This is a genomic window from Mesorhizobium sp. M1312 (genome assembly GCF_040318115.1).
GTDB lineage: Bacteria > Pseudomonadota > Alphaproteobacteria > Rhizobiales > Rhizobiaceae > Mesorhizobium.
Genome location: NZ_JAMYLQ010000003.1, coordinates 1 through 18663, shown reverse-complemented (window position 1 = coordinate 18663; position 18663 = coordinate 1). Strand labels below are relative to the sequence as shown.

The following is an 18663-nucleotide window of genomic DNA, read 5'->3' as shown; positions in this document are numbered from 1 at the left end:
GAGCCGTGACAGCATGGACGCCGCTCCCTTGTTCGACCTGACGGGAAAAAAAGCGCTGGTGACCGGCGCCAGCCGCGGCATCGGCCAGGCCATGGCCGAGGCGCTCTCCGCAGCTGGTGCCGACGTCGCGGTGACCGCCCGCGACGAAACATCGCTTCGTGAGACGGCGGACCGAATTAGCGCTAACGGGCGAAGGTCGTTTTGCCGATCTCTCGACGTGCTCGACACCGATCGTATCGGCGTGGTGGTCGATGAGGCCGCGGATGCCTTTGGCGGGCTCGACATCCTGGTCAACAACGCCGGCTACGAACAAGTCCGGCCCTCGCTCGACGTCGACGAGGCCGTGTGGGATCGCATCGTATCTACCAATCTGAAGGGCGCCTTCTTCTGCGCGCAGGCTGCGGCGCGGCGGATGGCTGCCGACAAGAGCGGTGGCGCGATCATCAATCTTTGCTCGTTGACCTCCTATGTCGGCATTCCGACCGCGGTGCCTTACGGTTCGTCCAAGTCTGGGCTCCTGGGCATGACGCGCGCGCTCGCCGCAGAATGGGCATCGCTCGGCATCCGCGTCAACGCCATCGCTCCGGGCTATTTCCATACGGCGATGACGGATGCCTTTTATCAGGATCCCGACTGGCAGACGGCGATGCTGGCCAAGATCCCGCAGCGGCGCTTCGGCACGATGCAGGATCTGGCCGGCGCCGTTGTGTTCCTGGCGAGCGGGGCATCTGCCTATGTCACCGGGCATTGCCTCCCAGTCGACGGCGGCTATCTCGCATCCATCTGAGCGACTGAGGTGCGGCGCAATGAGGACCGTGTAGACTGAGCTTGTATATGGTTGTATATACCACCTGACACGCTGGACGTTCTTGCATGCGACCGGCGACAAAAAGGGGAACCACAATGCAGGAGCCTTTCCGGGCCACAGCTTCGCGCGAAGCGGAAGGCGACAGGGAAATCGCGGTCACGGTCCGCAACGTCGGGATGGACTTCGATGGGGTTCATGCCGTCAAGAATGCGTCCTTCGATCTGCCGAAGGGCCGCTTCCTCACCATTCTCGGGCCCTCGGGATCCGGCAAGACAACCCTCCTGCGCATGATCGCCGGGTTCCAGACTCCGAGCAGCGGCGAGATCTTCATCAATGGCGAAGCGGTGCGCGCAGTGCCACCGCACAAGCGGTCGATCGGCATGGTCTTTCAGAGGCTTGCGTTGTTTCCACATATGACGGCGGCTGAGAATGTCGCCTTCCCGCTGAAGATGCGTCGGCGCGACGCACGCACCATTCCCGAACGCGTCGAGCGATATCTCGAGTTGGTCCGCCTCGGGGGCTATGGCGGCAGGCGCATTCACGAACTTTCCGGCGGGCAGCAGCAGCGCGTCGCGATCGCGCGCGCGCTGGTGTTCGAGCCCGACCTGCTGCTTCTCGACGAGCCGCTGGCTGCACTCGACCGCAAGCTGCGCGAGGAAATGCAGCTCGAATTCCGCCGCATCCAGCGCGAGCTCGGCGTCACCACGATCAACGTCACCCATGACCAGCGCGAGGCGCTGGTGGTTTCCGACGACATCGTCGTCATGGATCAGGGCGAGATCCAGCAGAAGGCGCGGCCGATCCACACCTACCGTCAGCCCCGCAACGCCTTCGTCGCCAATTTCATCGGCGTCACCAACTTCATTGCCGGTACGGTACGGTCCGTATCGGAAGGGGGTGACATCTCCATCCTTCGCGGTGCTCTGATGCTTGCCGGCAAGGTCGGCGATCCGGTCAATCCACCCATCGAGGGCGGCAAGGCGTCGGGAGCGATCCGCGCAGAACAGATCCGTCTCGCCGGCGATGCTGCGCAGCTGTCGAAGCTCGATTGCATGCTGGCCGGGACTGTCACCGATACGATCTTCGAAGGCGAGCGCATGGTCTACGAGGTAGCCTGCGCCGCGATTGGCGACGAGGTCATTCGCGTTTTCGACCATGATCCCGCCGCGCACACGCAGTTCGACATAGGCGAAAGCGTGTTCCTGGGGTGGAATGCCAGAGACATGCTTGTTTTTCGATAGAACCGGAAACCGGTCAAACCCAGAGGAGAATGCAGATGAAGCGCTTCAAGCCGACATTATCCCATCTTTCCCGCAGAACCTTCCTTCAGGCCACAGCCGCGCTCGGCGGCGCCTCAGCGCTCGGCCTGCGCGGCGCCTATGCGCAGGAACCGGAAAAGCCGGCGGAGATCATCGTGCGCGCCTGGGGCGGCAGCTGGGTGGACAGCCTGAAGGCCGGCGTGTCCGACAGCTTCACCAAAATGACGGGGATTGCCGTCCGTCACGACCTGACCGAGGACAACGAGATCCAGCCAAAGGTCTGGGCGGCCGTGGCGCAGAACCGCGTCCCGCCGATCCACATCAACTGGGACACCACCACCAATGCCACGAAGTCGGCACTGCGCGGCGTGACGGAAGACCTTTCCGACCTGCCGAACCTGGCCAATGTGACCGACCTTGCCAAGCCGGCCGGCCTGGAAGGTTTCCCGATCGTCAATACCTACGGCTACGTTTATGTGCTTGCCTATCGGCCCGCGGCATTCCCGGACGGGCCGCCGAAATCCTGGAAGGATCTGCTCGACCCGAAGTTCAAGGGCCGGCTTGCCTTCTACAATGACGGCATCGGCTTCCATTTTCCCGCGCAGGTCGCCGGTGGCGGCAAGCTGGAGGACATACCCGGCAATATGCAGCCGGCTTGGGATTTCATCACCAAGATGAAGGCGCAGCAGCCGCTGCTCGGCGAAGATCCCGACTTCACCACCTGGTTCCAGAACGGCGAGATTGATGCCGCCTGCACCATCTCGACCAACGCCCGAGAGGCCCGCAAGAACGGCGTCAAAATCGAATGGGTCGTGCCGGAAGAGGGCGCAAAATTTGACACGGACGGTCTGTGGATTCCCAAGGGCCTGCCGGAAAACGAACTCTACTGGGCCAAGCAGTACATCAACCATGCGCTGACCAAGGAAGCCCAGCAGGTCTGGCTGGATGGGCTTGGCTTGCCGGGCGTGGTGCCGGGCCTCACACCGCCCGAGGATCTGGTGGGCGATCCCTCCTATCCGACCACCGAAGCGGATTTTAAGCGCCTCATCCGTATCTCGTCGAAGATCCAGGTCGAAAATGAGAGCGAGTGGTTTTCCAAGTTCAAGGCGATCATGCAGGGCTGACGCCGGTCGGCCGGTGCTGCGCTTGCGCGGCACCGGCTCCTTCACGTCAAAGACGGATTTTTCATGCGGGCAGCCAGAACAGCCTATCCCTTGAAATGGCGCGTCATGGATGCGCTGGAAGGCGTTGCCGCCGCTATCTGGCCGGCGCGGTTCAGGCGCGCCACGCCCTATCTGATGCTGCTTCCGGCAGTGCTGCTTGTCGGGCTGCTGGTGCTTGGTCTTATCCAGATCGCGGATGCGAGCCTGCGCACGCTCGATACCACCACGTTCCAGTTCTCCGACGACTATTCCTTCGCCAATTTCCGCCGCGCACTGACGGAGCCGCTATTCCTCGTTGTCGCGCAGCGCAGCCTCATTGCCGCCCTGATCGTCACCGCGATGACGCTGGTCTTTGCCTTTCCCTACGCCTACTTGATGGTGCGCACGCGTTCGCCAGGATTGCGCAAGTTCCTGCTGATTGCGCTGTTCCTGCCCTTCTTCATCGGCCAGGTGGTGCGTGCCTATGGCTGGCTGATCATCCTCGGCAACCAGGGCATGGTAAACGAGGCGCTTGGCCTTGTCGGGGTTGCCCCGATGCGGCTCATCTACAACTATCCCGCCGTGCTGTTCGGCCTCGTCCAGTACATGCTGCCGTTCGCCGTACTGATGCTCGCGCCGGCACTCACCGGCATTCCCGAAGAACTGGAAGCGGCCGCTGGATCGCTCGGCGCGAACTGGGTTCGCACGTTCATCCATGTCGTGTTGCCACTCGCTCGTCCGGGCTTCATCGGCGCCGGTGTGGTGGTGCTGACGCTTTCGCTCACCGATTTTGCAGTCCCCGCGATCCTTGGCGGCGGCTCGCAGGACTTCATCGCCAACGCCATCTACGACCAGTTCTTCCGAACGTCCGACCAGGGCCTCGGCGCGACGCTGGCGCTTATGCTGGTTGCACTCGGGTCGATCCTTGTCGGCCTCGTGTTCGCGCTGTTCGGGGCCGGAACGCTCGCCATGGGGAGGTCCCGGGCGTGAGCGGCTCGCGCAGCAAATCCGTTGTCCTGTGGACCCTGGTGACGATCGCCCTGATAACGCTTTCGGCGCCGACGGTTGTCGTGCTCGGCGCATCGTTTACCGGCGGCAACATCATCACGTTTCCGCCGGAAGGGCTGTCGCTGCGGTGGTACGCGCGCATCTCGCAGGCTGCCGACCTGCGCAACGCTTTCCTGCGCACGCTTCAAGTCGCAACGGTCTGTACGCTCGTTGCCATTCCCGTGGGCACGCTGGCTGGCATCGCGCTGGCGAAATATGCGGTGCGTTTTGAGAAGACGATCCAGATCTATCTGCTGCTGCCCTTTACCATCCCGCTGATCGGATCGGGCATCGGCCTCATGCTGATTTTCGGCAACGCCGGCATTCTCGGCCAGCTCTGGCCGGTCGGCATCGCCTGCTGCGTCATCAACCTGCCCTTCATGATCTGGGCGGTGACGGCGAGCGCCACCGGGCTTGACCCGGACCTGGAACTGGCCGCCGCCAACTGCGGCGCGCCGCCGCTCCACGTGTTCTTCTCCGTCACCTTGCCGGCGGTTATGCCGGGGGTGATCACCGGCTCGCTGCTGATGTTCATCCTTGCGCTCAACGAGTTCCTAGTCAGCCTGCTGCTCGTCGATGCGCGCATCGTGACGCTGCCGGTGCTAATCTACAATTCCATCCGCTCGATCATCACACCGGACCTTGCCGCGATCTCCGTGGTCTTCATCGCCTGCTCGGCTGTCGCCATCTTCCTGCTCGACAGGCTGGTCGGGCTCGACATCTTCCTGAAATCAAAATGAGGAATGCCGGCCTGCCGGGCAGCAAAGGGAAATCCTATGCCAAACGTCTCGTTCCATGACTTGAGCCAACTCGACGCCGCTGGTCGTGCGGCATTAATGCAACGCTCAGAGACCGATCTCTCTGGCTTTATGGAGAAGGCCGCACCGATCATCGAGGCGGTCCGAACAGAAGGTGACGCCGCGCTCGTCCGCTTCGCCCGCGACTTTGACAAGGCAGATCTCGATGCCGCGCGGCTGAAGGTCAGCCCCGCCGAGTTCGACGCCGCCTTCGGCATGGTGGACGAGGACGTGGTCGCCGCCATTCGCTTCGGCATCGACAACATCCGGCATTTCCACCAAGAGCAGAAGCCGGAAGCGATGTGGCTTAAGGAAATGCGGCCCGGCGCCTATGCCGGGGACCGCTTCACGCCGATCCGCTCGGTGGCGCTCTATGTCCCGCGCGGCAAGGGGGCGTTCCCTTCGGTGACAATGATGACCGCAGTGCCCGCCGTGGTGGCGGGCGTCCCGGAGCTTGCTATCGTCACGCCGCCAGCGCCGGATGGTTCGGTGGACGCAGCGACGCTGGTTGCGGCGCGCCTCGCCGGCGTCGAAACAGTGTACAAGTGCGGCGGCGCACAGGCGGTCGCTGCGGTCGCCTACGGCACGGAGACGATCAAGGCCGCGCTCAAGATCATCGGTCCAGGCAGCCCCTGGGTGGTTGCGGCCAAGCGGCTGCTTGCCGGAGTCATCGATCCCGGCCTTCCCGCCGGTCCGTCCGAAGCGATCATCCTCGCAGACGACAGCCTGCATGGCGGGCTGGCCGCGCTTGACCTCCTCATCGAGGCGGAGCACGGACCGGACTCGTCGGCCTATCTGGTGACCCACAGCCGCCGCGTGGCGGAGGAGGCACTGGCGGCGCTGCCGGAGCACTGGGCGCGCATGACCGATCAGCGGGTAGCGTTCTCCACCGCGGTGCTGACCGGCGCCTGCGGCGGAATCGTGCTGACGGCGTCGATCGAAGAGAGCTACCGCTTCATCAACGACTATGCACCCGAGCATCTGGAGATCCTCTCCACCGACCCCTTCGCGCACCTTGGCCACATCACCGAAGCTGCCGAGATCCTGATGGGGCCGCACACGCCGGTTTCGATCGGCAATTTCGGGCTGGGTCCCAACGCCGTGCTGCCGACCAGCCGCTGGGCGCGTACCTGTGGACCGCTCTCGGTCACGGATTTCGTCAAGCGCTCTTCGATCGGCTACGTGACGGCGGCGGCCTATCCGGAATTCGCCCGCCATGCCCGCACGCTTGCCCGCTATGAAGGCTTCTCCTCGCATGAACACGCCGTCTCCGACGTGCGCGACCGATATCTGGTGCGGTAGCGGATGATGAAGGCGGCCAGGCTCCATGCGGCGGGCGATCTGCGGGTTGAGGATGTACCATCTCCCGGCGAACCAGCGCCTGGCTGGGTGCGGCTCAGGGTGACGGCCGCCGGCATCTGTGGCTCCGACCTCCATAACTTCCGTACTGGTCAGTGGATCAGCCGCGCGCCGAGCGTCGTTGGACATGAGTTCGCCGGTGAAGTCACCGCCGTGGGGGCCGGCGTGTCCCAGTTTGCGCTCGGAGACCGGGTCGTTGCCGATTCGCGTTTCTGGTGCGGCGAATGTCCTGCTTGCCGGGCCGGCCTGCATAATGTCTGTGCCACACTGGGCTTTGTAGGGGAGGTCTGCGACGGCGGCTTCGCGGAAGAGACAGAACTGCCGGCGCGGCTGCTGATGCGCCATGACCCGGCGCTCGATCCCGCAATCGCCGCCATGGCGGAGCCGCTGGCGGTCGCCCTGCACGCAGTGCGGCGACTGTCGGCGCCGGCCGGGGCGCCGGTGCTTATCGCCGGTTGCGGCCCGATCGGCGGGCTGGCGGCGCTGCTCCTGTCGCGGCGCAGCGAGAGACCCGTGCTCGTCGCCGACCGCAATGCAGCGCGTGCGGATCTTGTGGCCGAGGTGAGCGGCGCGACCGTCGTCGACCTGGATGCCGTGCCCTGTGATCCCAACCTGCGCCATGCTATCGACGCGACGGGAAACGTGACGGTGATGGCGCGGCTGCTCGATCTTTTGGCCGGCGGTGGCACGCTGGCGCTGGTCGGCATTTCGCATGGCCGCCTCGACCTCGACCCCAACCTCCTGGTCGAACGCGAGATCGCGCTGGTCGGCTGCCACGCCTTCGCCGACGAGCTTGCGCCGGCCGTCGCGATGCTTGGTGATCTCGCCCCCGCGCTGTCGCGCTTCGTGTCCGAAGAGATCGCGATCGATGAAATCCCCGCCGCCTACCAGCGCCTGATCGAAGGCGCCAGCGGCGGCCTGAAGACCATCGTCCGAATGGAGAGAGGGCGATGATCAAGCTTCCCGAAACCGCCGGACCACTCTACGAAAAGGTTAAGGACTACGTGCTTGGCAACATCGGCAGCGGCAAATGGCCGAAGGACCGCAGGCTGCCTTCCGAAAACGAACTGGTCAGCACGCTCGGCGTCTCGCGCATGACCGTGCACCGGGCGCTGAGGGAACTGACCTCGGAAGGCCACCTCCTGCGCATCCAGGGCGTAGGCACCTTCGTGGCGCCGCCGAAACCGCAATCTGCCCTCATCGAAATCAGGAACATCGCCGGCGAGATCGCCGCGCGCGGTGGACGCCACAGGGCCGAGGTCGTCGTGCTCGAGAAGATCCGCGACCCTGCGCTGGACCTTATCGTCGCCTTCGAGTTCATGCGCCGCAGACCGGTCGCCCATTCGATCATCGTGCATTTCGAGGACGATGTGCCCGTCCAGCTCGAGGAGCGCTTCGTCAATTCGGCTCTCGCACCGGACTACCACCGGCAAAATTTCGTTGCGACCACCACCTATGACTATCTGCAGCGGGCGGCGCCGCTGACGGAAGTGGAGCACGTGATCTCGGCCGTCGCCGCCGACGACGTGGCCGCGCGCCGTTTGATGATCCAGCCAGGCGACCCCTGCCTGCTCCTGCATCGGCGGACCTGGTCAGGCGCGGCGGTCGCCACCGTCAACAAGCTCACCTATGTCGGCAGCCGCTATTCGCTGGGCAGCCGCTACGCGCCCTCGCCCGCTGCGTGAGCAGCGACGGCCCGCCAAGCAGGCGGGCAGCCCTATCGGCCCAACGGCTGCCTGGACAGGGAAATCAGTTCTGCCTCGTTGATGACGCCGGCCATGTAATTGCCTGGGCGCGCCCTTGCTAGCCATCAGCTGACAGCGGCTAACCCAGTGTCCGCTAGCCGGCCTGCGTTATGAGCGCACTACCAGAGGCACCAGACCCTCATGGCGGTGGTCGAGATAACACACAACGCGGTCGCCAATGCGCTCGAAGATGAGATCGACTTTCGCCTCGCCGATGGCCAGGTGGCGGATAACGATGTTGTCGATGCCGATCGGCAGCCGCGGGCGTTCGACGGTGATTTCGCGTTTCCAGCCGTCAACCCGAATGCCCAGGCAAGCCTGCAGCATCATGAAAGCGGAGCCAGCCGACCACGCCTGCGGCAGACAGGCCACCGGGTAGGCCACCGGTGAATCGCTGGCCGCACGCGTGAAGCCGCAGAACAGCTCCGGCAGCCGCATGTTGAAGCGGACTGCCGCCTCGAACATACCGCTCATCAGCTTCACGACGCTGTCGCGCTCGTGATAGCGGGCGAGCCCGGAGGCGCAGAGCGCGGTGTCGTGCGGCCATATCGAGCCATTATGATATGACATCGGGTTGAATGGGATCTCGTCATCGGCCAGTGTGCGAACGCCCCAGCCGCTATGGAGATGACCCGACAGCAGCTGGGTGGCGACTGCCTGAGCCCGTTCCGCCGACGGCAGCCCGACGTAAAGAAGGTGACCGGCATTGGACGTGCGAACCGCGCATTGCTTGCCTTCTCCGTCGATTGCCAAAGCATAGAAATCGCTGTCCGGCATCCAGAAATGCGTCTCCACCGCCTGACGGATCCTCTCTGCGAGGGCGCTCCAGTGCGCCGCCTTTGCGTCGTCACCGCGCCTGGCGGCCAGCGCGGCCATACCCTGATATGCGGCGAAGGCATAACCTTGCACCTCGACCAATGCGATCGGCCCTTTGGGGATCGTGCCGTCGGCATGGAAGATGGCATCGGAGCTGTCCTTCCAGCCTTGGTTGAACAGACCCGTGTCGGCCGCCCTGTTGTAGGTTACAAAGCCTTCCCCGTTGCGGGCTCCGACCTCTTCCATCCACGCAGTGGCAGCGCCCAGCGAGTTCCACATGCGGTCGACGAACGCCTCGTCTCCGGTGCGATCGGCGTAGGAGGAAGCCAGATAGACATAGAGTGGCGTGGTGTCGACGCCGCCATAGTAGCGACCGAACGGCAGCTCGCGCAGCACGGCCATTTCCCCCTTGCGGGTTTCATGCATGATTTTGCCAGGTTCGGCATCGTCGAACACAGAGGTCTCGGTCGACTGATAGTGAGCAAGGAAGGCCAGGACCCCACGGGCAAGGTCCGGATTGAGCCAGAGCATCTGCAGGGCAGAAATGACGCCATCGCGGCCGAAGGCCGTCGAAAACCAGGGGATGCCGGCATACGGGTATGGCCCCGTCTCCAGATCGGTCGTCAGCAGCGCGATATCGGCGCGCGTGCGTGTCAGCCAGTCGTTGAACACGCGGCCAGAGCTGAAGACGGTGGCGCCCTGCCGGCGCTTTGAGCGCATGGCGAAGCGGGCTCGCGCGGCGGCCGCGCGAAAGCGGTCGCTGGAGGGGGTCTCTTCGCTGTGACCGACCTCCAGGTACAATGCTCTGCTGTCACGCCTTGCCACGAGAATGAGGAAATCGGCGTGATTGGGGTGCACCTGATCAGGCTTCATCGAGAATGCGATGACCGATTGACGAGCCACATTGTCGAGGCCTTCATAACGGAACGTTACGCTCGCCTCGCCAACCAGCGCGTCATGCGCGCGACCGCGGCGGCTACGCGTGGTTCCGCGCACCTCGAACATGTCACGGAAATCGGCGTCGAAGTCGAGCCGGACCGGCAGAACCACCTCGCGCGCGGAGTAGTTGGTGAACGTGATGCGTTCGAACATGCGGTCCTGCCAGATGAACCGCGTCCGATCGATATGGACGACGCTCGGCAACGCTTCGCTGCCGTCCGGCCCGATAGTGGCTAGATTGGTGAGATTGGCGGTGAACAGGATGTTGTCCTGCGACAGCGAGGCGCCGAGCAGCGACGGCATCCGACCGCCGATGAACAGACGAAAGCGCGACAGGACACGCGTGTCGTCGCGGAAAAGCCCGTCGCCGGTGCCGCGTATGTCGCCGTAGCTGTCTGCGACGACGAAGCAATCCTCATGTTTGAGCGCAAATTGCCGATGCGGCTCGCGCGGTGCCGTTTCGTCGATTGCCGGGAGCGCCACGGCTGGATCAATCTTGCGGTCTTCGAGTTGAGTGGTCATGGTCATGGTCAACCCCTCGTGTTCAGAAGCGACCAAGGCAGCTCAGGCCCCGATCCGGGCCGGCCAACTCCGGGCAGCCGAGCCATCTCCTTGCTCCGATCAGGTAGACATAGTCATCATTGCGGCATTTTTTGCGCGCTTGTTTTGAGAACCAAGTGCTTTCGTTATGTCCTGCGAGAGCGAGTCATAAATCGCCACGTAGTCGCGGCACATGCGCTCGACTGTGAACCGCTCTTCAAAAGTCCGTCGCACCCGTGCCCGATCGAGGCCGTTTATCCGCCGTACGGCGTCCACAGCTTCCTCGAGCGTGTCGACGATCAACCCGGACACACCATCGTCGATGACCTCCGAAACGGCGCCACGCCTGAACGCTATCACAGGCGTGCCACAGGCCATCGCCTCGATGGTTACGAGTCCGAAGGGTTCCGGCCAGTCGATGGGGAATAAGAGCGCTGCCGCATTACCCAAAAAGTCTGCTTTTTGGCGTTCGTCGATCTCGCCGACGAATTCCACGTTCGAATGTCGAAGCAATTGGGGTTCCACCCTCTCTTTCCAATATGATTGGTCTACCTTGTCGATCTTGGCGGCGATCTTCAGCGGCATACCGGTACGCGCTGCGATTTCAATGGCTGTTTCCGGTCCCTTTTCCGGTGAGATGCGGCCGAGGAATGCGAGATAGCCCGAGGCTTTCGGGCGAAAAGGAAGAAGATCGCGAGGCAGCCCATGATACACCGTCCCCGCCCAATTGACCGGCGGCATGGGCCAGCGTTGGTCGTAGGAAATCGAGACCAGCGGAATGTCATCGAACATCGCATAAAGCTGCGCCAGGTCCGGCAGGTCGAGCCGTCCATGAAGTGTCGTAACGGTCCGCTGGGCAAAGTCCCGGACTACGGGGAAGTGGAGAATATCGATGTGAAAATGCAGCACGTCGAATTCATCGGCCCGCCTGCGCACCTTTTCAAGCATCGCCACGTGGTGGGGAATATCGTGCCGAACCCTGGGATTCAGGCGCAATGCAATATCGCAACACGGTACCAATTCGGCCGAGGTGCGTGAATCACCGCTGGCGAACAAGGTCACATCATGCCCCTGTCGGACAAGCTCCTCAGTCAGATATGAAACTATTCGCTCAGTCCCGCCATAGGTCCGCGGCGGCACGGCTTCCGTAAGGGGGGCGATCTGGGCAATTTTCATCTGCAACACTTCTCGAAAGCGAAGGTCATCCTTCAAAAAGCTCCGACGGCACTCCTCTTCCTCGCGTCCATAGCGGTGCGGTTCTCCTGCGCCAACTCTCGAAGCGCCGATATGTTCCCGGCGGGAACAATCGCCGCGTCGGAGGGTTCCAATAGAGGGACCAAAAGGAGAACCAGGATGGCTACGAAGCTGCAGGACACAAAAGCCGTCAAGGGATCGCGCGGTGAGCATGGCGGCAACCGCGGCGGCAATCAGGACAAGAAGGACAAGCCGGAAAAAAGCAGCCAGGCTGCCGGCAAGGATCCAAACCGCGGCAAGGACTGACCGACGCCTGCCCCGCAGGCGGGCCATAATGGCTGCGATCCCCCGACCATCGATAGGAGTGACACCATGACAAAGACCAACCCGTTTACGAAAGCCGACCAGCCTGTATCCGGAAAGAGGGCAAGCGGCAGCGACAAGGCCAAGGAACCGGCCAAGGACGGCGCCCAAGCCCGGAACGCCCAGGAATGGCGCGGCGGCTCGAAAGCTTCGAAAGGGAAGATCACCCGGGCAGACCGGGAAAACCCCAACTCGAGCCAGCGCAGCTAAGCTTTTCGCATTCATCTAATCAGGCGGCGCGGATTTCGAACTGCTCGGCCGGAGATGGGGTCGCATTGCAGGCACATCTCGTCTGTCGTTTGCGCCCCTTCAACATTGCGATTCGAAAATGATCGAAGGCCCCGTGCCACGGCGCCGGCAATTGCAGCCTTGACGCGATGTGCATTAGGTCGTTTGTTGCGGGCGGGAGTGCCACGGGAGGAAACCATGGAAGTCACCCTGGGGGTGGACAGCCTCGCAGCGCGTTTCCACGTTTTCACGCCGATGACGGGCGAAGGTTCCCGCGCATGAATTCCGGAGCGATCCTCGAAGCAGCGGGATTGACTAAGGAATTTGGGGGTTTTGTCGCTGTCAATAATGTCAACCTGACGGTGGAGCGAGGATCGATCCACGCGCTGATCGGCCCCAATGGCGCAGGCAAGACGACCCTCTTCAACTTGCTGACCAAATTCCTCCAGCCGACGCGTGGCGCAATCCGCTACCAAGGCCGCGACATCACCAGGATGCAGCCGGCCGACATCGCGCGACTGGGCCTTGTGCGCTCCTTCCAGATATCGGCGGTGTTTCCGCACATGACGGCACTTGAGAATGTCCGCATCGCGCTGCAGCGCCGGCGCGGCGACAGTTTCGATTTCTGGCGCTCCGAAAAAGTGCTCTCCAAGCTCAATAGCGAGGGTGCGGCTCTTCTCGCCGATGTCGGCCTGAGCGAGTTTTCAGATATCCGCGCCAGCGATCTGTCCTATGGCCGCAAACGCGCGCTTGAGATCGCGACGACGCTGGCGCTGAACCCCGAAATGCTGCTCCTCGATGAGCCTATGGCCGGCATGGCGCAAGAAGACATCGAGCGCATCTCGGCGCTGATCCGGCGCATCTCCAAGAACCGCACAATTTTGATGGTTGAGCACAATCTGTCGGTCGTGGCCTCGCTGTCGAACCGCATTACCGTGCTCGCGCGCGGCAAAGTCCTCGCCCAAGGCGACTATGCTGCGGTTTCCAAAGATCCGCGCGTTATCGAAGCCTATATCGGGGCCGGACATGTCTGACGTTGAACTTGCAAGCCGGCCGGCTGTTGGCCCCTCGGCGAGACCCCTCCTTCGCGTCGATGGCCTGCAGGGTTGGTACGGCGAGAGCCATGTGCTGCACGGCGTGAGTTTCGAGGTTGGCGAAGGCGAAGTGGTGACGCTGCTCGGCCGCAATGGCGCCGGCAAGACGACGACGCTGAAGGCGATCATGGGAATTCTTTCCAAGCGCTCGGGCTCGGTCACCTATGACGGCCGGGAGACGATCAAGCTGCCGTCGCGGTTGATCGCACAGATGGGCATCGCCTACTGCCCCGAGGAGCGGGCGATCTTTTCCAGCCTCTCTGTCGAGGAGAATTTGATGCTGCCGCCGCAGGTGCGCCCCGGCGGGCTCACCGTCGAGCAGATTTTCGAGCTCTTCCCGAACCTGAAGGAACGGCTTTCAAGTCAAGGCTCCAAGCTTTCGGGCGGCGAACAGCAGATGCTCGCCATCGCCCGGATCTTGCGGACGGGCGCGAAGCTCTTGCTGCTCGATGAGCCGACCGAAGGGCTTGCGCCCGTCATCGTGCAGCAGATCGGCCGCACCATTGCCCGGCTCAAGGACGAGGGTTTCACGATCGTGCTCGTCGAACAGAATTTTCATTTCGCCGCGTTGGTCGCGGACCGTCACTACGTGGTGGAACAGGGGCGCGTGATCGACACGATCCCCAACGGCGAACTCGACGCCAACATCGACAAGCTGCACGCGTATCTGGGTGTCTAGACAATCATCAACGGCGCGTTGCGCCGGAATAGGAGGGAAGTAGCGATGAAAAAAATGGGATTTATTCTGGCTTCAACGGCGAGCCTGATGATGGCCGGCGCGGCCTTTGCCACGGATGTCAAGATCGGCGTTCTGAATGACCGTTCCGGCATCTACGCAGACATCGCCGGCGAAGGCTCGGTCATCGCGGCCCAGATGGCCGTCGAAGACTTCAAGGCGACGGACAAGGGCATCAATGTGTCGATCGTCTCCGCCGACCACCAGAACAAGCCGGACGTCGGCTCGAACATCGCCCGCCAGTGGTACGACACCGAAAATGTCGATGTAATCGCCGACGTGCCAACCTCGTCGGTGGCGCTCGCCGTAAACGAGATCACCAAGGAGAAGAACAAGATCTTCCTCGCTTCGGGTCCGGCCTCGTCCGACCTCACCGGCAAAGCCTGTTCGCCCAATACCGTCCACTGGACCTACGACACCTGGGCGCTTGCCAACGGCACGGGCTCGGCCATGGTCGCGCAGGGTGGCGATACATGGTTCTTCGTCACAGCGGACTACGCTTTCGGCCATGCGCTCGAGCGCGATACATCGGCGGTCGTCGAAGCATCGGGCGGCAAGGTGCTCGGTGCCGTCCGTCATCCTTTCCCGGGCCAGGATTTTTCATCGTTCCTGCTGCAGGCGCAAGGGTCGGGTGCCAAGGTCGTCGGCCTCGCCAATGCCGGTGGCGACACGATCAACGCGGTCAAGCAGGCGTCAGAATTTGGCATCACGCAGGGTGGCCAGGCGCTCGCCGCCCTGCTGATGTTCATCAACGACGTGCATGCGCTTGGCCTCGACGTGGCGCAGGGCCTGGTGCTCACCAGCGCGTTCTATTGGGACATGAACGATCAAACGCGGGAATTCTCTGCCCGCTTCCAGGAGCGGAATGCCGGACAAAAGCCTTCGATGATCGAGGCCGGAGTCTACGCTTCGGTGCTGCATTACCTTAAAGCCGTCGAGGCCGTCGGTGACAAGGATGCAGCCAAGGTGATGGCCAAGATGAAGGAAATGCCGACCGAGGATCCGCTGTTCGGCAAAGGAACGATCCGCGCGGACGGGCGCAAGCTACACGACATGTATCTGTTCCGCGTCAAGAAGCCGGATCAATCGAAGGGGCCATGGGATTATTTCGAGACGGTGGCTACCATACCGGCCGACAAGGCGTTCCGCCCGCTCGCCGACGGCGGCTGTCCGCTCGTTAAGTAAGCGAGCCTCGCCAACGATGCGCCGAACCGCTCGGCGCGTCGTTTCGTCGATAAGTCAGCTGGAGCGACCATGTTCGAACTGCTTGGAATTCCGCCGCAGGTCCTGTTCGGCCAATTGCTGCTCGGGCTGATCAATGGGTCCTTCTATGCAGTTCTAAGCCTCGGGCTGGCGGTCATCTTCGGTCTCTTGAATATCATCAATTTCACGCATGGGGCGCAGTACATGCTTGGCGCTTTCGGCGCCTGGATGCTGCTCAACTATCTCGGGGTCGGTTACTGGTGGGCTGTGTTCATCGTCCCGCCGATCGTCGGCGTCACCGGCATCGTGCTTGAGCGCGTCCTGATCCGACGGCTCTATCACCTCGACCATCTCTACGGGCTGCTTCTCACTTTCGGCCTGGCGCTGATCATCGTCGGCTTCTTCCGCCAGTTTTTCGGCGTATCCGGCCTGCCTTACCCGCCGCCGCCGCTTCTGACCGGCGGGCATAATCTCGGCTTCATGTACCTGCCCAATTCGCGCGCCTGGGTGATCGTGGCTTCACTCATCGTGTGCCTCGCGACCTGGTTCATCATCGAAAAGACGCGGCTTGGCGCCTATCTCAGGGCAGCTACCGAGAACCCTGTCATGGTCGGCGCGTTCGGCATCAACGTGCCGCTGCTGGTCACGCTCACATATGGTTTCGGCGTCGCACTCGCGGGTTTCGCCGGCGTGCTCGCCGCGCCGATATACGCAGTCAATCCCAACATGGGGGCAGACCTGATCATTGTCGTCTTCGCCGTCGTCGTCATCGGCGGCATGGGCTCGATCCTGGGCTCGATCCTCACCGGCTTCGGGCTTGGGCTGATCGAGGGCCTGACCCGCGTGTTCTATCCGGAAGGCTCGGCCGTGGTGATCTTTGTCATCATGGCGCTCGTGCTGCTCGTCAAGCCCGCCGGCCTGTTTGGGCGGAGTGTGTGATGACAACCGACACCAACCCGATCGCTATTGCGGCCATCACCTCGGTTAGCGCCGCGGGCATGCCACGTCATCACTTTGCGATCTTCGCCGCGCTCTTCGTCTTCCTCATCGCCGCGCCATTTCTGCTCTATCCGATCTTTGTCATGAAGGTACTGTGCTTCGCGCTGTTTGCCTGCGCCTTCAACCTGTTGCTCGGCTATGGCGGGCTCTTGTCGTTCGGCCACGCAGCCTATTTCGGCATGGCGAGCTACGTCTCGGCCCATGCGGCAAAGGTGTGGGGCCTGACGCCCGAACTCGCCATCATCGCGGGCACGCTGGTGGCAGCCGTGCTCGGTCTCGCCATTGGCTCCCTCGCCATTCGCCGCCACGGCATCTATTTCGCCATGGTGACGCTGGCTTTTGCGCAAATGATCTATTTCTTCTCGCTGCAGGCGGCGTTTACCGGCGGCGAGGACGGCATCCAGGCCGTGCCGCGCGGCCATCTCTTCGGGCTGATCGACCTGCGATCGAGCGAAGTCCTCTATTTCTTCGTGCTCGCCATCTTCTTCGCCGGCATATTGCTGATCTATCGGATCATCCATTCGCCGTTTGGACAAGTGTTGAAGGCGATTCGCGAGAACGAGCCCCGCGCGATCTCGCTGGGTTATCGGGTCAACCGCTACAAGCTCGCCGTATTCGTGCTGTCGGCCACGCTCGCCGGCGTCGCCGGCGCCACCAAGGCGATCGTGTTCCAATTGGCGTCGCTTACCGACGTCTACTGGACCATGTCCGGCGAAGTCGTGCTGATGACGCTCTTGGGCGGCATGGGCACGGTGTTCGGACCGATCGTCGGCGCGGCAGTCATCGTCACGATGCAGAATTACCTCGCTACGTTTGGCGACTGGGTCACGATCGGCCAGGGCATCATCTTCGTTGTCGCGGTGCTGTTGTTCCGGGAGGGTATCGTTGGCGTCCTGGCAAAATGGATCCGGAAACCGCTCTGAACAGGTCATGAACCGAAATTTCGGATTGATTACCGTCAGATTCGGCCAGGTTGGCCGCAGCGGATACTGGCGCACAGCGTCCCAACTGCGCAGACTCCTCATCGGATGACAACCAGCAATTCGGGCTGTTACGAAAATTCAACTCTGGGTCTTCCAGGCGCGCCTGTTGGACGTCGTAATCCGCAGGCACGCACCCTATCTACGCCGCATGGATGACATCACGATCAGACGCGCGCTTCTGCTCGTCAATCCAAAGGCGCGACGCGGGCAGGAATCTATCGCCCCGGTCGTCGAACGGCTGGAGGCCGGCGGGCTCCGCGTCAGCGTTGAGACGTTTGAGGCGCTGCCCGAGATAGCACGCGATATCGTGCGCCTTCGCCATAGGGCCGACCTTGTGATCGTGTGCGGCGGCGATGGATCGGTGTCCTCAGCGGCAGTCGCGGCCATGGAAAGCGGGCTGCCGATGGGCATCATTCCGATGGGGACGGCGAACGATCTGGCACGCACCCTCGAAATACCGTTGGATCTGCGGAAGGCCGCAGATGTGATCGTACAGGGCGCAAGGCGTCTGATCGATGTCGGGACCGTCAATGGTCACGCCTTCTTCAATGTTGCGAGCATCGGCCTCAGCACCGACCTTGCCCAGGGTCTCGACCCGGCGCTGAAGAAACGTTTCGGCAGGTTTGGCTATGCCTTGGCGGCCATGAAAGTGTTGACCAAGGCCCGCCACTTCGAAGCAAGGATTACCGAAAAGGGCGTAGCGACCGAAGTCGAGACCTACCAGATAGCAGTCGGCAACGGCCGGCACTATGGCGGCGGCAACGTCGTTGAGGAGACGGCGGAGATCGATGACGGCCATCTCGACCTGTACAGCCTGGAAATGACGAATCTCTGGAAGATGGCGCTCTTGCTGCGCTCGTTCCGCTCGGGCACGCACGGCGCCTGGAGCGAGGTTCGCACGGCCAGATGCGTCGAGTTCGACATCGAGACGAAAAGGCCAATGCCGGTAAACACTGACGGTGAGATCGTCACCTCGACCCCGGCGCATTTCAAGGTCCACCCGAAGGCGATTTCGGTCTTCGCGCCTGCCGCCGCGCGCATGCAGCCCCGCACAAAAGTGCTTGGTGATGCGGTCAGCGCAAACAGCGGCTAGACTGGCGACTGAGCGCGCGTCGAATACACCCCACCGCCTGCGGTCATCTCTCGATCAGGAGTCCGTGCCCTCTGGAAGAAGGACGCGGGCTGCTCGGGCAGCCGGCGCCATGACAACCCTGATAGCTGCCGTGCTCGCCTGGCCCCTAGAGCGGGATGAATTGAGTCTGAATCGAAAGGGGATTCCCGAAGGCGAGCAAATCTGATTCAACCTGCTGGCTGGGTCAGGAGGCCGGCATGGATGGGCAAGCCTTACTCGATGGATCTTCGCACGCGGGTGGTAGCGTCGGTTGAGCAGGAGGGCCTGTCGCGACGTCAG

Annotated in this window: 18 protein-coding genes; 16 read left to right on the top strand and 2 right to left on the bottom strand. The window is 62.6% G+C overall.

Features of this window, described 5'->3' with window-relative positions:
- Positions 1-13: 13 nt before the first annotated feature.
- The 8 genes from NKH36_RS05250 (at position 14) to hutC (ending at position 8097) form a co-directional block, all read left to right on the top strand.
- The gene (locus tag NKH36_RS05250; RefSeq protein ID WP_352957887.1) at positions 14-787 is read left to right on the top strand and encodes an SDR family NAD(P)-dependent oxidoreductase; all 774 of its coding nucleotides are present in this window, start codon (positions 14-16) and stop codon (positions 785-787) included.
- A gap of 116 nt (positions 788-903) precedes the next feature.
- Positions 904-2049: an ABC transporter ATP-binding protein gene (locus tag NKH36_RS05245; protein WP_352957885.1), complete on the top strand. Its 1146-nt coding sequence runs from the start codon at positions 904-906 to the stop codon at positions 2047-2049.
- Positions 2050-2084: 35 nt separating this feature from the next.
- Positions 2085-3191, top strand: a complete 1107-nt coding sequence (locus NKH36_RS05240; RefSeq protein WP_352957883.1) for an ABC transporter substrate-binding protein — start codon at positions 2085-2087, stop codon at positions 3189-3191.
- 63 nt (positions 3192-3254) lie between these two features.
- Positions 3255-4199, top strand: coding sequence for an ABC transporter permease (locus tag NKH36_RS05235; protein WP_352957881.1), 945 nt, complete (start codon positions 3255-3257; stop codon positions 4197-4199).
- The gene (locus NKH36_RS05230; protein WP_352957879.1) at positions 4196-4996 is read left to right on the top strand and encodes an ABC transporter permease; all 801 of its coding nucleotides are present in this window, start codon (positions 4196-4198) and stop codon (positions 4994-4996) included. Before NKH36_RS05235 ends, NKH36_RS05230 begins: the two co-directional genes overlap by 4 nt.
- Positions 4997-5032: 36 nt before the next feature.
- On the top strand, positions 5033-6355 hold the full coding sequence (gene hisD / locus NKH36_RS05225) for a histidinol dehydrogenase (RefSeq protein ID WP_352957878.1): 1323 nt from the start codon (positions 5033-5035) through the stop codon (positions 6353-6355).
- A gap of 6 nt (positions 6356-6361) precedes the next feature.
- A complete protein-coding gene (locus tag NKH36_RS05220; RefSeq protein WP_352960911.1) occupies positions 6362-7366 on the top strand; it encodes a zinc-dependent alcohol dehydrogenase in 1005 nt (334 codons plus the stop codon).
- Entirely contained in the window at positions 7363-8097 is a 735-nt protein-coding gene (gene hutC, locus NKH36_RS05215; protein WP_352957876.1) for a histidine utilization transcriptional repressor HutC, read from the top strand. Before NKH36_RS05220 ends, hutC begins: the two co-directional genes overlap by 4 nt.
- Before the next feature lie 168 nt (positions 8098-8265).
- Here the strand turns inward: hutC and NKH36_RS05210 are convergent, their stop codons facing one another.
- Positions 8266-10434, bottom strand: a complete 2169-nt coding sequence (locus NKH36_RS05210) for an amylo-alpha-1,6-glucosidase (protein ID WP_502911980.1) — start codon at positions 10432-10434, stop codon at positions 8266-8268.
- Positions 10435-10533: 99 nt separating this feature from the next.
- On the bottom strand, positions 10534-11628 hold the full coding sequence (locus NKH36_RS05205) for a glycosyltransferase family 4 protein (protein ID WP_352957872.1): 1095 nt from the start codon (positions 11626-11628) through the stop codon (positions 10534-10536).
- A gap of 177 nt (positions 11629-11805) precedes the next feature.
- On the opposite strand from NKH36_RS05205, the gene NKH36_RS05200 reads away from it, so the two are divergent.
- The 8 genes from NKH36_RS05200 (at position 11806) to NKH36_RS05165 (ending at position 18345) form a co-directional block, all read left to right on the top strand.
- On the top strand, positions 11806-11952 hold the full coding sequence (locus tag NKH36_RS05200; protein ID WP_352957870.1) for a hypothetical protein: 147 nt from the start codon (positions 11806-11808) through the stop codon (positions 11950-11952).
- A gap of 66 nt (positions 11953-12018) precedes the next feature.
- Positions 12019-12219: a hypothetical protein gene (locus tag NKH36_RS05195; RefSeq protein WP_352957868.1), complete on the top strand. Its 201-nt coding sequence runs from the start codon at positions 12019-12021 to the stop codon at positions 12217-12219.
- 296 nt (positions 12220-12515) lie between these two features.
- Positions 12516-13271, top strand: coding sequence for an ABC transporter ATP-binding protein (locus tag NKH36_RS05190; protein WP_352957866.1), 756 nt, complete (start codon positions 12516-12518; stop codon positions 13269-13271).
- Positions 13264-14010 (top strand): ABC transporter ATP-binding protein, encoded by a 747-nt coding sequence (locus tag NKH36_RS05185; RefSeq protein WP_352957864.1) that lies wholly within the window; start codon positions 13264-13266, stop codon positions 14008-14010. The genes NKH36_RS05190 and NKH36_RS05185 overlap by 8 nt, the downstream gene beginning before the upstream one ends.
- 45 nt (positions 14011-14055) lie before the next feature.
- Positions 14056-15252 (top strand): ABC transporter substrate-binding protein, encoded by a 1197-nt coding sequence (locus NKH36_RS05180; RefSeq protein WP_352957862.1) that lies wholly within the window; start codon positions 14056-14058, stop codon positions 15250-15252.
- Positions 15253-15321: 69 nt separating this feature from the next.
- A complete protein-coding gene (locus NKH36_RS05175) occupies positions 15322-16209 on the top strand; it encodes a branched-chain amino acid ABC transporter permease (RefSeq protein ID WP_095490980.1) in 888 nt (295 codons plus the stop codon).
- Entirely contained in the window at positions 16209-17192 is a 984-nt protein-coding gene (locus NKH36_RS05170; RefSeq protein ID WP_502911969.1) for a branched-chain amino acid ABC transporter permease, read from the top strand. Before NKH36_RS05175 ends, NKH36_RS05170 begins: the two co-directional genes overlap by 1 nt.
- A gap of 208 nt (positions 17193-17400) precedes the next feature.
- On the top strand, positions 17401-18345 hold the full coding sequence (locus NKH36_RS05165) for a lipid kinase (RefSeq protein ID WP_352958026.1): 945 nt from the start codon (positions 17401-17403) through the stop codon (positions 18343-18345).
- Positions 18346-18663: the final 318 nt, after the last annotated feature.